The organism is Halochromatium sp. NSM3, from assembly GCF_059621085.1.
Genome location: NZ_JCAQIA010000045.1, coordinates 1 through 13206 on the forward strand (window position 1 = coordinate 1; position 13206 = coordinate 13206).

13 protein-coding genes are annotated in these 13206 nt (G+C 65.2%); 8 read left to right on the forward strand and 5 right to left on the reverse strand.

Annotation, left to right across the window (positions count from 1 at the left end; genetic code table 11):
* The 4 genes from AC54T3_RS15245 to rsxA form a co-directional block, all read right to left on the reverse strand.
* Positions 1-758: RnfABCDGE type electron transport complex subunit D (locus tag AC54T3_RS15245; RefSeq protein ID WP_496626089.1), on the reverse strand; the 758-nt coding region annotated here is incomplete at its 3' end.
* 5 nt (positions 759-763) lie between these two features.
* Positions 764-2563, reverse strand: a complete 1800-nt coding sequence (gene rsxC / locus AC54T3_RS15250; RefSeq protein WP_496626091.1) for an electron transport complex subunit RsxC — start codon at positions 2561-2563, stop codon at positions 764-766.
* Between the two features lie 73 nt (positions 2564-2636).
* Entirely contained in the window at positions 2637-3227 is a 591-nt protein-coding gene (rsxB, locus tag AC54T3_RS15255) for an electron transport complex subunit RsxB (RefSeq protein WP_496626093.1), read from the reverse strand.
* 115 nt (positions 3228-3342) lie between these two features.
* Positions 3343-3924, reverse strand: a complete 582-nt coding sequence (gene rsxA / locus AC54T3_RS15260) for an electron transport complex subunit RsxA (RefSeq protein WP_496626095.1) — start codon at positions 3922-3924, stop codon at positions 3343-3345.
* Positions 3925-4391: 467 nt separating this feature from the next.
* On the opposite strand from rsxA, the gene ndk reads away from it, so the two are divergent.
* The 8 genes from ndk to der are packed head-to-tail and all read left to right on the forward strand — an operon-like array spanning position 4392 to position 12622.
* Positions 4392-4820, forward strand: coding sequence for a nucleoside-diphosphate kinase (gene ndk, locus AC54T3_RS15265; protein WP_496626097.1), 429 nt, complete (start codon positions 4392-4394; stop codon positions 4818-4820).
* A 5-nt stretch (positions 4821-4825) separates the two neighbouring features.
* Complete coding sequence (gene rlmN, locus AC54T3_RS15270; RefSeq protein ID WP_496626098.1) at positions 4826-5944, forward strand: dual-specificity RNA methyltransferase RlmN; 1119 nt, start codon at positions 4826-4828, stop codon at positions 5942-5944.
* A 41-nt stretch (positions 5945-5985) separates the two neighbouring features.
* Positions 5986-6711: a type IV pilus biogenesis/stability protein PilW gene (gene pilW, locus AC54T3_RS15275; RefSeq protein ID WP_496626100.1), complete on the forward strand. Its 726-nt coding sequence runs from the start codon at positions 5986-5988 to the stop codon at positions 6709-6711.
* Positions 6708-7934 (forward strand): helix-turn-helix domain-containing protein, encoded by a 1227-nt coding sequence (locus AC54T3_RS15280; protein WP_496626102.1) that lies wholly within the window; start codon positions 6708-6710, stop codon positions 7932-7934. The genes pilW and AC54T3_RS15280 overlap by 4 nt, the downstream gene beginning before the upstream one ends.
* 11 nt (positions 7935-7945) lie before the next feature.
* Complete coding sequence (gene hisS, locus AC54T3_RS15285) at positions 7946-9259, forward strand: histidine--tRNA ligase (protein WP_496626103.1); 1314 nt, start codon at positions 7946-7948, stop codon at positions 9257-9259.
* Between the two features lie 41 nt (positions 9260-9300).
* Positions 9301-9942 carry a YfgM family protein gene (locus tag AC54T3_RS15290; RefSeq protein WP_496626105.1) on the forward strand — a complete coding sequence of 214 codons (642 nt, stop codon included), beginning with the start codon at positions 9301-9303 and terminating at the stop codon, positions 9940-9942.
* A gap of 5 nt (positions 9943-9947) precedes the next feature.
* Complete coding sequence (bamB, locus tag AC54T3_RS15295) at positions 9948-11210, forward strand: outer membrane protein assembly factor BamB (RefSeq protein WP_496626106.1); 1263 nt, start codon at positions 9948-9950, stop codon at positions 11208-11210.
* Positions 11211-11215: 5 nt separating this feature from the next.
* Positions 11216-12622, forward strand: coding sequence for a ribosome biogenesis GTPase Der (gene der / locus AC54T3_RS15300; RefSeq protein WP_496626137.1), 1407 nt, complete (start codon positions 11216-11218; stop codon positions 12620-12622).
* 108 nt (positions 12623-12730) lie between these two features.
* Here der and AC54T3_RS15305 read toward each other — a convergent pair whose 3' ends face one another.
* Positions 12731-13180 carry an H-NS histone family protein gene (locus AC54T3_RS15305; protein ID WP_496626108.1) on the reverse strand — a complete coding sequence of 150 codons (450 nt, stop codon included), beginning with the start codon at positions 13178-13180 and terminating at the stop codon, positions 12731-12733.
* Positions 13181-13206: the final 26 nt, after the last annotated feature.

Sequence of the window (13206 nt, forward strand, 5' to 3'; positions counted from 1 at the left end):
CTCAACAGTCCGCCGAGCACCGCCACCGGGATATGCCAGGTGATCACGCGTTGCCTCAGGAGATAGATCCCGCCGAGCAGGAATCCAGCCGCGACCACTTCCCAACCGCGACCACCGAAAAAGCCCCAGAGCGGACTGCTGGCGCGGATCTCCTCGATGCGCTGCCCCCGATCAAGCAAGGTGCGCATCTCGTCGAGCGGCGTCGCTGCGGTGATCGCATCCCAGGTCAGCCCCTCGGGCAGGGTACCGGTGAAGATCAGGCGTGCCGAGTCGATCAACGACAGCGTGGTGAGATCACGCGCCTCGAGCAAGGCCGACACATCCGGTGGCAACCAACTCGTCGTCGCCACCGGGTAAGAGATCAGCAAGAACACATAGCCGGCCATGGCCGGGTTGAAGGGGTTGTAGCCGATACCGCCATAGAGCTGTTTGACGATCAGGATCGCGAACAGAATGCCGAGCAGCGTCATCCACCAGGGCAAGGTCGGCGGTATCGTCAAGGCAAACAGCAGCGCGGTCACCACCGCGCTGTAGTCCTTGATCGCCGGTAACACGGGGCGCCTGCGCAGCATTAACGCCAGGGCCTCCGCGATCACGGCGAAGACCGTCGCCAGGGCCATGTTGATCAGCACGCCCCAGCCGAAGAACCAAACCATGGCCAGGGTGCCCGGCACCAGCGCCAGGCACACTTGCTGCATCACCTGGTCGACCTGGTTGACGCGCGCGCTATGCGGCGAGGAGATGAAGGTTGTGGCCACTCGGCTTACTCCTGACCGGCTGCGGCCGTCTCGCGCCGCTCAAGTAGGGCGCCATTCGGCTCGTCGACAGGTGCCGCAGCCGCGCGATCCCGCCCCGGTGTATTGCCCGGTGTGTTCTCAGCGGTGTTGCCGGCGGCGCTCCCGGAAGCGTTTTCCGAGACGCTCTGGGCGACGGGCCGAGCCGTTTGCCGCGTCTCCGCGACCATTGACTTCTTTTCGGCCGCGCGCCGGCGCGCGGCCTCGATCGCCGCCTGCTTATCGGCCGTGTCGTCCTTGCCAGCCTTGTCGCCTTTCGGCGCGGCGCCGCCCGCCGCAACCGCCTCCTTCTTCTTGCGCAGTTTCGCCTTGCGTTCGCGCTCCTGACGCTCGAGCCGGGCCTCGCGCGCGGCATGCCGCTCGCGGGCGTGGTCTGCGGCGCGTTTCTCCTGCTCGCGCGCCCAACTCTCAGTCTTTGCGAAGCGGTAGTACTGCACCAACGGGATATGCGACGGGCACACATGCGCGCAGCAGCCACACTCGATGCAGTCGAACAGGTTGTAATCCTGCACCTTGTCCAGTTCTTTCGCGCGCGCGTGCCAGTAGAGCTGCTGTGGCAGCAGGTTGGCCGGGCAAACCTCGGCGCAACGCCCACAGCGGATGCAGGCCAAGGGCGCTCCCGGGTCCGGGCTCTCGGCCGGTGTCAGTGCCAGCAGGCAGTTGGTCGCCTTGGTGATCGGGACCGCATCGGTCTCGAGGCGAAACCCCATCATGGGCCCGCCCGCGACCAGCTTGGCGAGATCGCCGCTGTAGCCACCGCTGGCGGCGATCAGCGCCGCCGCCGGCGTGCCGATCGGCACCCGATAATTGCGCGGCTCGACCACGCCACGACCAGTCACGGTGACCAGGCGCTCGATCAGCGGCTGCCCGCGCAGCACCGCATCGGCCACTGCGGCCGCCGTACCGACGTTCTGACAGACGACCCCAATCTGAGCCGGGATGCCGTGGCTCGGCACCTCCCTACCGGTGAGGATGCGGATCAGCTGCTTCTCGCCACCGCTCGGATACAGCGTCGGGACCACCACCACCTCGACACGCCCGCCGAGTTCGGCCGCGTCAAGCGCACGGCGCAAGGCGTCTGCGGCCTCGGGCTTGTTGTCCTCGACGCCAATCAGCGCTTGCTTGGCCTTGATCAGATGCAACATGATGCGCACGCCATCGAGGATGTCGGCGGCGCGCTCGCGCATCAGCAGATCGTCACAGGTGATATAGGGCTCGCACTCGGCGCCGTTGATCACGAGGGTATCGATGGGCTGATCCCGACCAGGATTCAGCTTCACGCTCGACGGGAACGAAGCGCCGCCCATGCCGACGATACCGCTCGCGCGGATGCGTTCGCGCACCTCAGCCACCTCGCAAGCATCGATCTCGGCGGCGGATGCGGCTAGCGGCGGTGGCAGCTCGCCCCAGCGATCCTCGCCATCGGTCTCGATCACCACGCACGGTGAGCTGAGCCCCGAGGGATGCGGGATCGGACGCGGCTCGATGGCGACCACGGTGCCCGAACTCGAGGCATGGATGGGGGCGCTGATGTAGCCCTGAGGCTCGGCGATCAGCTGTCCCTTGAGCACCTGATCGCCCACCGCGACCCGGCAACGCGCCGGAGCGCCGATGTGCTGCTGCAAGGGCAGCACGAGCTGAGGCGATTGCGGGGCGTCGGCGACGGGCCTGCGATTGGAGAGCGATTTTTCATCCGACAGATGGACGCCGCCGTGGAACTGCCACAGCTTGCGTTGACCATTGCCGAGGAGCGATCTGAGACCTGACATCTGGTAAAGCGTGCTCGTTGTTAGAGGCTGTTTGGGTGTCGCGCGCGCATTGAGGGCGTTGGAGCAATTCAGCTCAAGCGGCTTCGCGATGTTCCGGCAGCAGGTCGGACGCGGGTGGCAGCACGACGCGCGGGCGCAGCGGGGTTGGATAGGGCCATTTCCAATTGGAGACCGTCTCCGGCACCGGCACTAAATGGATGCAATCGACTGGACAGGGCTTCGCACAGAGGCCGCAACCCGTACACTCGCTCGCGATGATGCCGTGCAGTTGCTTGGCCGCGCCAACGATGGCATCGACCGGACAGGACTGCAGGCACTTGGTGCAGCCGATGCAGGTCTGCTCATCGATCACCGCGACCTGCTTCGGCGTCTCCTCGATCTCACCGACCTCGACCGGCTCGCGCCCGAGCAGATCGGCAATCGCGAGCATGGTCCCCTCGCCGCCCGGCGAGCAGAGATTGATCTCGGCCTCGCCAGAGGCGACGGCCTCAGCATAGGGCCGGCAACCTGGATACCCGCACTGACCACATTGGCTCTGCGGCAGCAGCGCATCGACCTGATCGGCGATCGGATCGCCCTCGACGCGGAAGCGGATCGCCGAATAGCCGAGCAGCAGCCCAAAGGCGATGGCAAGGGCCGCGATCGCCGCAATCGCTATCAACATCTCAATCTTCTCCCGGGGTCGCCATCAGCGGTCGGCTCATCGCCTCGCGGCAGCCCTGCCCGCCGCAACCCCATTGCGTTGTGACCCCTGTCTCTCAACCAGGGAACGAACCAGCTTAAACCGAAACCAAACCGGCAAACCCCATGAAAGCTAAGGACATGAGTCCTGCGGTCACCATGGCGATCGCGCTGCCTTGGAAGGGTTCCGGCACATCGGCCACCGCAACCCGCTCGCGCATCGCGGCAAAGAGCACCAGCACCAGCGAGAAGCCGATGGCGGCGCCAAACCCATAGAGCGCCGACTCCAGAAAGCCGCGCTGCTCTTGGAGATTGAGCAAGGCGACGCCAAGTACCGCGCAGTTGGTGGTGATCAGTGGCAAGAAGATGCCGAGCACCTGATAGAGCACCGGGCTGGTCTTGTGCATCACCGTCTCGGTGAATTGCACGACGACCGCGATCACCAGGATAAAGGCGATGGTGCGCAGGTACTCGATGCCGAGCGGCACCAGCAGATAGGTATTGACAATCCAGGTGGTCACGGCCGCCAACGTGAGCACGAAGGTGGTCGCGAACCCCATGCCGATCGCGGTCTCGAGCTTCTTCGAGACCCCCATGAACGGACATAGGCCCAAGAATTTGACCAATACGAAATTGTTGACCAAGACCGTGCTGACCAAGATCAACGCATATTCTGTCATTATCCCACCTAAACCCCAGTTCCCCTGGATGAAGCGCCATGCACGGACGAACCGCATGGCCATTACGCGGACCGCAGCTTACTGCGATTTGTGCACTGCAGCAAGACTGTCATAATCGCCGATACCGCACTCTAGCAACCAGCCTGCCGCGAGACGTTGACCGCCATCACATCATGCACTCGCCCGACCATTTTAGTTGGTCTTTTCGAAGCCCTGGGAGACAACGCGCATGAACGACATCCCCCTGCCCGCCATCGAATTCGCCCTCTTCATGGGCCTGGTCGCCTGGCTCTTCTTGCGCAAAGGCTGACCTTGGCCAAGGCAAATACTGACAGCGCTCGGGCGATGGATTTGTGAGCGCATATCCAGCTAAAATGTGCGGCTGACATGATCCCTCTCACCGATGCGCGAGCCGCGCCCGACGGCGATGCCCGCACATCGGACAACCCTCTTCAGGAGCCCGCCGCATGGCCGAGCAACAAACGCTGTCGATCATCAAACCCAATGCCATCGCCAAGAATGCGATCGGCGCCATCTGTAGCCGCTTCGAGCAGGCCGGATTGCAAATCGTCGCGGCGCGCATGCTGCACATGAGCCTTGAGCAGGCAAGCGCCTTCTATGCCGAGCATCAGGGCAAGCCGTTCTTCGATGAGCTGGTCGGCTTCATGACCTCGGGGCCCGTGCTGGTGATGGCGCTCCAGGGCGAGGAGGCGATCAGCAAGAACCGCGAACTCATGGGCGCCACCAATCCAGCCAATGCCGAGCCCGGCACCATCCGCGCCGATTTCGCCGACTCCTTCACCGAGAACGCGGTACACGGCTCCGACGCCCCGGAGACGGCCGAGCGCGAGATCGGCTTCTTCTTCCCCGACGGCCTCTGCAAGCGCACCCGCTGAATTTAATGCAACAGGCATCGCAGACAACGCCCGACCTTCGCATCCCGCTGCTCGACCTCGACCGCGCCGGCTTCGAGGCCCTGACCGCTGGCTGGGGCTTCAAGCCGTTCCACGGGCGTAACCTGTTCCGCTGGGTGCACAAGCACGGCGTCTGCGATCTCGAGGCGATGAGCGATCTCTCCAAGGCCCTGCGCGAGCGCCTGGCCGCCGAGACACGCATCGATCTGCCGCGTGTCGCGCTCGAGCAGCCATCGCCCGATGGCACCATCAAATGGGTGTTCGAACTCCACGACGGCCAGCGCGTCGAGACCGTCTCCATCCCGGAGGAGAGCCGCAGCACGCTCTGCGTCTCCTCGCAGGTCGGCTGCGCGCTCGACTGCCGCTTCTGCGCCACCGCCCGCCAGGGCTTCAGCCGTAACCTGAGCACCGGCGAGATCATCGGCCAGGTCTGGCATGCCACGCGGGCACTGGGTAAGCCGCCGACCAACATCGTCATGATGGGCATGGGCGAGCCGCTGGCGAACTTCGACGCGGTGGTGCGGGCGATGGCGATCATGCAGGACGATTTCGCCTACATGCTGGCCAAGACGCGCGCGACCCTGTCGACCTCCGGGATCGTGCCAAACATCTACCGGCTCGCCGAACTCAGCGAGGTCTCGCTCGCCGTCTCGCTGCATGCACCCGATAATGCGTTGCGCGATCAGCTCGTGCCGATCAATCGCAAATATCCCCTGGAAGAACTGATCCCCGCCTGCCGGGCCTATCTGCGCGGTGAGCCACGCCGCCGGGTGACCTGGGAATATGTGATGCTCAAGGACGTGAATGACAGTGATCGCCATGCCAAGGCCCTGATTCGGCTGCTCGAAGGCACGCCATCGAAGGTTAACCTGATCCCCTTCAATCCCTTCCTGGGTAGCGGCTTCGACACCAGCGATCCAGACCGCATCGAGGCCTTCCGGCAACGGCTCAAACGCTCCGGCTTAGTCGCCACCACGCGCAAGACTCGTGGCGATGAGATCGCCGCCGCCTGCGGTCAGCTCATCGGTCAGGTGCGTAATCGTCGGCTACCGCGCGTCGAAGCTGGACTCCCCGTGGCCGGACTCCCCGTTAGCCTTGGTCCCTGATGCAGCCCATGACCGGCCGCCGAGCATCGCTCCTCCCGAGCTTGAGCAGCCTCCTGTTAGCGCTTGCGCTGAGCGGCTGCGCGGGCGCGCTGGGGCAACGCGCAGGCGTGCCAGAGGGCGAGAGCCCAGCCGATCTCTACGTTGATCTGGCCACCGAGTACGTCCAGAGGGGCCAGTTGGAAACCGCGCTCGAACGTGCGCAACAAGCGGTGGCCACGGACCGCCGCAGTGCGCGTGCGCGCTATATCCTCGCCATCGTCTACCAGCGGCTCGGCCAGGGCGATGACGCCCAACGCGAGTTCGCCCAGGCGGTGAAGCGCGCACCACAGAATCCGGACTACCGCAATGCCTGGGGCGCGGTCCTGTGTGCTCAAGGTCGCCATGAGACCGGACTCGCCGAGATCACCGCCGCCCTTGCCGAGCCGCTCTACCAGGGCCAGGAAGTCGCCCTGATGAACGCCGCTGACTGCTCACGCAGGGCCGGTCGAGACGCCGATGTCAAACGCTATCTACAAGCGGCATTGGAACATAACCCGCATTTCCCACCGGCGTTACTCGCGTTCGCCAAGCGTGATTATCAGCATGGCGACTATCAAAGCGCACGATCGCTGATGGCGCGTTATTCTCATACGGGCGCGGCGACCCCCGAGGCACTCCTGCTCGCCGCGCGGATTGAACGGCAGCTCGGCAACGCCCAACTCGCGCGCGAACTCGAGCGCACCCTGCGCCAGCGCTTCCCCCATTCACCCGAGGTGATAGAACTGTGACCACGGCCGACGAGGCACACGCGCCCACCCCCGAACAACCCACGCCCGTGGTCGCCGGTTCGGCAATCCCGGACTCACCCGGACGGCAGCTGCGGCAGGCGCGCGAAGCGCGCAAGCTCGACATCTCCCATGTCGCCACAGCACTGCGACTCACGCCGCAGGTGGTCGAGGCGATCGAGCGCGACGACTACGCGCCATTACCCAGCGCCACCTTCGTCTCCGGCTATATCCGCAGCTACGCACGGCTCGTGGGGCTCGACCCCGAGCCCCTGAATCAGAGCTTTCGGCGCCTCCATCCCAATGCCGAGCCGCCGCCACGCCATTTCGCGCGTAGCGAGCAAAACGGCGAGCAGACTGATGGTGGCGGCATCGGGGGCTATCTCATCCTGGCCCTGATCGTCCTGGCCGCAGCGGCGGCTGGCGGCTATGCCTGGTGGACCATGCGTTCAGGGTCTGACGAGCCAGCGCAGCAGACCTCGACGCCGGAACCCTCCGCGCCACAATCCTTCTCCGCGAGGGATCAACAGCGCGAGCTTGCACCAGAGCCAGTGGCCGGAATGGGCACCAACACCGAGGCCCGCTCCCCGAGCGATCGGGCGCAATCCGCCTTGAACGGACCGCCCGCCAGTGACACTGATGTTGACTCCGAGACCGGCATCGGCTCCGAGACCATCTTTGGCACCAGTTCCGATGTCAGAATGGCCGAACCGGGGGCTGAGTCGCCCGCATCGGCCACCGACCCGATCCCCGAGGTCGCCGACAGCCCGGCCCTCGACAGGGCGCCAGCCGACCGCACCATGGACCCCTTGAGCGCCCCGCTACCCACGCCACCCAGCCCCGAGGTCGAACGGCCCGTGTCGAGACCGACGCAGACGCCTGCGGATGACGAGGAAGAGGCGGTGTCGGCACCGACGGACTCGATCGCAACAGCCATCGAACTGGGCTTCACCGGCCCCTGCTGGGTCGATATCCGCGACGCCACCGGCGAGGTCTTGTTGTTCGGCGAGATGAGCCGAGGCGACCGTGAGACGCTCGACGGTGAACCGCCGTACTCCCTGGTGATCGGCAACGCTGCGGCAGTCGAGCTGACCGTTGGCGGGGCACCCTATGACCTGCGCTCGGTCGCGCGTGGTAATGTGGCCCGCTTCGAGCTCGATCCCGCCGAGATCAGCGCCCAAACACCCAACTCGAACACTGACGCGACGCCGGGCGCGACCGACTAGGACAAGAAGCGATGGCAAGGCAGACCCCCCTGCGCGCAATCCGTGGCATGCACGACCTGCTCCCGGACCAGAGCGCGCGCTGGCAACAGCTCGAAGACCGCGCCCGCGCGGTGCTCGAGCGCTACGGCTACCAGGAGATGCGCACCCCACTGGTCGAGCAGGCCGAGCTGTTCAAACGCTCGATCGGCGAGGTCACCGATATCGTCGAGAAGGAGATGTACAGCTTCGAGGATCGCGGCGGTGACCAGCTCAGCCTGCGCCCCGAAGGCACCGCGAGCTGCGTGCGCGCGGCGATCGAGCACAGCCTCTTGGACCAACCCCGGCGCATCTGGTATCGCGGGCCGATGTTTCGCCGCGAGCGCCCGCAGCGCGGCCGCTACCGCCAGTTCCATCAGATCGGCGTCGAGGTCTTCGGCCTGAGCGGTCCGGATATCGACCTCGAGGTGATCCTGCTCACGCACCGACTCTGGCAGGCACTCGGCCTCGGCAACCTACGGCTCGAGATCAATAGCCTGGGCGATAGCGCCGAGCGTGCCGTCTATCGCGAGCAACTAGTCGCCTATCTGCGCGCCCACGAGGATCAACTCGATGATGACAGCCGCCGGCGCTTGGAGACCAACCCATTGCGCGTGCTGGACTCGAAGAATCCAGACCTGCAAGCCCTCATCGCTTCGGCGCCAAGCCTGAACGAGGCCCTGGGCAGCGACTCACGCGCGCATTTCGAGGCGCTCTGTGCCGGCCTCGAGCGCGCCGGCATCGCCTACGAGATCAATCCACGCTTGGTGCGCGGGCTCGACTATTACAATCGTACCGTCTTCGAATGGATCACCGACGCGCTCGGCGCCCAAGGCACGGTCTGTGCCGGCGGTCGCTACGATGGGCTCGTCGAACAGCTCGGCGGACGCGCGACTCCAGCGGTCGGCTTCGCCCTTGGACTCGAGCGCCTGCTCGAACTCAGCGACAGCGCGCCACCGGCCAGCACCGATGCCTACTTGATCGCCGTCGGCGAACAGGCCAGCACGGCCGCGATGCCCATCGCCGAACAGATCCGCGACGCCATGCCCGAACTGCGGCTGATCTGCCATTGCGGCGGCGGCAGCTTCAAGAGCCAATTCAAGCGCGCCGACCGCAGCGGTGCGCGGGTCGCGCTGGTGCTTGGCGATGACGAGCTGGCTCAGGGGCGCATCGGCATCAAGCCGCTGCGCGCGCCTCAAGATGAACGCACGCAGGCCAGCACCGATCAGGCCAAAGCCGAGCAGACTAAGCCCGAACAGACCAGCGTCGCGATCGACGCCTTGGCAGAGCAGTTGCCCCGTTTCCTCTAAGGCGCTGCCCTCCCCGACCACAGACAAGCAACAGGACTCCCATGGCAGAGCTGACCACAGACGACGAGAAGGTCGAAGCAATCAAAAAATGGTGGAAGGAGAACGGCACCGCCGTGATCGCCGGTATCGTCATCGGGCTGGTCGCGGTCTTCGGCTGGCGCGCCTGGATCAATCATCAGGAACAGGTTGGCCAGCGGGCCTCGCTCGCCTTCGAGCAGTTGCTGATGGCCGCGAACACTGGTCAAAATGACTCAGCGGCCAAACAGGCCGAGGCCCTGATCGACGCGCACGCCAAGACGCCCTACGCCGCACTTGCCGAACTCACGCTCGCCAAGGTCCGGATCGCGCAGGATGATCTCGCCGGTGCCGCCGAGGCGCTGCGTTCGGCCGTGGCGCGCGCGCCGAATCCGGGGCTGGCGAAGCTCGCGGCCTTCCGGCTCGCGCGCGTGTTGATCGCCAATGAGGCGCTCGATGATGCCCTCAAGGTCATCGAGCGGCATGATGATGGCGGCGCCTTCACAGCCGATTTCGCGGGCTTGCGCGGTGATATCGCGCTCGCCCAGGGCGAGATCGCCGACGCGCGCGCGGCCTATGAGGCCGCGCTCGCCGGCGGCGCCGGACTCTCGCGGCTGATCGAACTCAAACTCCAAGACCTGCCGGCGGCGAACGACAGCACCTCCTGAGCATCATGAACAGCCATCGACCCCCTTGCACACAGCGTCGAGCCTTCCTGCTCGCGCTCGGCGGCAGCGTGCTGTTGCAAGGTTGCGGCAGCCTCGGCTGGATCGGCCTTGGGCGCAACAAGCATCCGAGGCCGCCCACCGAGCTGGCCAAGACGGCGCCCCAAGCGGTCCAGATCCGCACCCTCTGGTCGACGCGCATCGGCAAGGGTCAGGATGGACGCACCCTCAGTCTGCGCCCTGCGGTTGCCGGCAATCGGGTCTATGCCGCCGACCACGGCGGCACCGTGGTTGCTCTCAATGCCGCCGATGGGCGTCCGATTTGGGAGCGCGACAAGCGGCGCATGCCATTCAGCGGCGGCCCCGATGTCGATGGCGAACAACTGGTGGTCGGTGCCTCCAATGGCGAGGTGCTGCTGCTCTCGACCCGTGATGGCAGTCAACGCTGGCGCACCCAGCTCCGCAGCGAGGTGCTCTCGGTGCCGCGCATCTTCGGCGACCTCGTCGTCGTCCACACCATCGACGACAGTGTCTATGGACTGGAACTCAGCGACGGGAGCGAGCGCTGGCACTTCGGCTATCAGGCGCCGATCCTGACACTGCGTGGCAGCAGCACTCCTGCCGCCGGCACTGATGGGATCATCGTCGGCGTCTCTAACGGCCGACTGATCTACCTCGATCCCGAGCAAGGGGTGCCGATCTGGGAGGTCACGATCTCGCCACCGAGCGGCCGCACCGAACTCGAGCGCATCGCCGATATCGACACCGACCCGGTGGTGGTCGGCGAGCAGGTCTTCGTCGCCAGCTTCAACGGCGATCTGGCGGCCGTCGACATCAGCAGCGGCGCGGTGCTCTGGCGGCGCGAACTCTCGGCCCACGCTGGGCTGGCGGCGAGCGCCGACGCGCTCTATATCACCGACTCCGATGACCAGCTCTGGGCGGCCGATTCAACTGATGGCGCTGGACGTTGGCGACAGGACGATTTGCGCTATCGACGCCTGACAGCGCCGGTGGTGATTGGCGATGCCCTGGCGGTCGGCGATCTCGAGGGCTATGTGCATTGGGTATCACCGCGTGATGGACGCTTGCTGGGTCGCGAGCGCGTGGGCAAGGCCGCAGTGGCCTCCACTCCAGTCGTTGCCGGCCAGACGCTCTATGTGCAGTTGGTGAATGGGACGGTCGCTGCGGTGCGGGCAACGAGCGCTCCAACGGGCGATCGTTTAGAGACGACCCCAGCGGCCGAGACATCCTCGTCTGGCGGGCAGGGTTGAGCACCGTGCTGCCGGTCCTCGCCCTGGTCGGTCGGCCGAATGTCGGCAAGTCGACCCTGTTCAATCGGCTCACGCGCACCCGTGATGCGTTGGTGGCGGACGTGCCGGGGCTCACGCGCGATCGCCAATACGGCATCGGACGCGTAGGCCCCGGGCCCTATGTGGTCGTCGATACTGGGGGTATCAGCGGTGGAGATGGTATCGAGGCCTTAAGCGAGCAGCAGGTGCGCATCGCGATCGCGCAGGCCGACCACCTGCTCTTCCTGGTCGATACGCGCGACGGGACCACGCCCGCCGATCTGGAGATCGCCGCGCAGCTGCGCCGCACCGGCAAGCCGGTGACCCTGGTCGCGAACAAGGTCGATCACCTGGATTGGACCCTGGCCGCCGGTGAGCTGCATCAGCTCGGCCTCGGTGATCCACAGCCGATCGCGGCCTTGCAGGGTCGCGGTGTCTCCGCGCTCATCACCGGGATCTTCGCGACCCTGCCAGCGGGCGACGACGATGCGGCCTCCGCCGAGACCGATGAAGCGACCACCGAGGCCGTCCGTGTCGCCGTCGTCGGTCGGCCGAACGCCGGCAAATCGACCCTGATCAATCGGCTGCTCGGCGAGGAACGGGTGGTCGTCTTCGACAGTCCAGGCACGACGCGCGACAGTATCGAAGTACCCTTCGCGGTAGGTGAGCGTCAATATCGCTTGATCGACACCGCCGGGATGCGCCGGCGGGCTCGGATCAGCGAAGCGATCGAGCATTTCAGTGTCATCAAGACACTGCAAGCCATCGAGGCCTGTCATGTCGCTATCCTGGTCTTGGACGCCCACGCCGGCATTGGCGAGCAGGATGCGACCTTGGCCGCCCACCTGATCGACAGTGGTCGGGCGCTGGTGGTGGCGGTGAATAAGTGGGATGGGCTCACGCCCGATGCCCGTTCAGCGCTGAAGGTGGCCATCGAGCGGCGATTACCCTTCCTGAATTTCGCCGAGCAGCACCGGATCTCGGCACTCCATGGCAGCGGGGTCGGATTGCTCTTGGAGGCCGCCGATCGTGCCTATGCGAGCGCGATGCGCACCCTGCCCACGCCGCTGCTGACGCGGCTGCTCGAGGATGCCGTGCGCGAGCATGCGCCACCGCTGGTACATGGACGCCGGATCAAGCTGCGCTATGCGCACCAGGGTGGGCGCAATCCGCCGATCGTGGTCATCCATGGCAATCAGACCGAAGCCCTGCCGGAAAGCTATCAGCGCTATCTGATCAAGCGCCTGCGCGAGGCGCTGCGATTGCAAGGCACACCACTACGTTTGGAGCTGAAAAGCGGCCCCAACCCGTTCGCTGGGCGCAAGAATACCCTCACGCCGCGTCAGCGCCAGAAGCGCGGACGGTTGCGCGCCTTCGTCAAGGGCAAACGTTAGGGAAAGAGCCGAATGCTCGCAAGCACGGCTCGGCCGACGAGCGCCATCTTTCATGGTTTCGTGGCCGAGCTTTGATCGCCATCCCTTGGTTGGTATCAGCGGTTGCAATCAAGCCGCCAAAGGCGTCAGGTGCTGCTCCTTGAATTGCTGACGGTGTTCGGCGTTTTTCGGATCGAAGCCGTTGACGGCCATCTTCTCGGTGAGCCATTTTGGCATCCGCCCCCGGGTATAGATATTCTCGGGGTTGTCCGGATCGACATAATGGACGTAGCTGCTGTTGTCTTTGTTGGCGGCCGTGCGACGGCGTTTTTTCTGACCGCCACTTTTCTGACCGCCACGGAGTAGGTCGGCGATCTCGAGCACATCATGGCCGCGCTCATCGATCAGGGCTTTGATCTCGGCGGCGAGGCCTTTCTGTTCTTCCTTGCGCCGATCCTTGAGGGCCTGCTCCAGGGCGGCTTGGTCTTGCCTGAGCTTCTCGAGATGGGCTTGGATCTCTTCGGCGCTACGGTATTCGTCGTTCATCAGTGGTACCTCGATCAGGTTGTTTTTGGTCAAACCTTTATTATCATTCCTGTTTCCGA